The sequence below is a fragment of the Acinetobacter lwoffii genome (assembly GCF_024129715.1).
In the GTDB taxonomy this organism is placed as follows: Bacteria; Pseudomonadota; Gammaproteobacteria; order Pseudomonadales; family Moraxellaceae; genus Acinetobacter; species Acinetobacter lwoffii_U.
On sequence record NZ_JAMXXM010000076.1, the window covers coordinates 1 to 498 of the forward strand.

At 37.8% G+C, this 498-nt stretch carries 1 pseudogene; it reads left to right on the plus strand.

The features are described from left to right. A pseudogene (locus NI462_RS14965) lies at window positions 1-498 on the plus strand (IS5 family transposase); the annotation flags it as partial.

Here is a 498-nt window from a genome sequence, read left to right on the forward strand (position 1 = left end):
TTTTTTTAGATTACGAGGCGTCTTGGATCAAGAATGGGTATTCATTGACGGAAGCTACATACGCGTGCATCAACATGCAAGTGGAGCTCGGTATGGTTTCGAAAGAGCAATTGGACAATCACGCGGTGGACAAACAACAAAAATATATCTTGCAACCGACGCGAATGGATTACCGATTGATTTTAAAATCACTGGGGGTGACGTCCACGACAGTCAAGTTGCAAAACAACTGATTGATATTGTAGGCGAGGCAACATATCTCATTGCTGACAAGGGATATGATGCTGAGCACATTCGAATATGTGCTAAGAACAAGAATATGATTCCTATTATTCCATTGAGATCAAACAGTAAGAGATCGAATAAAGAATTTGATAAATATCTATATAAATTAAGATATTTAGTTGAAAACGCTTTTGCGAGATCAAAACATTTCCGTGCTATTGCAAACTCGATTTGATAAACTAGCACGCAATTATAAATCTATGCGTATAGCCT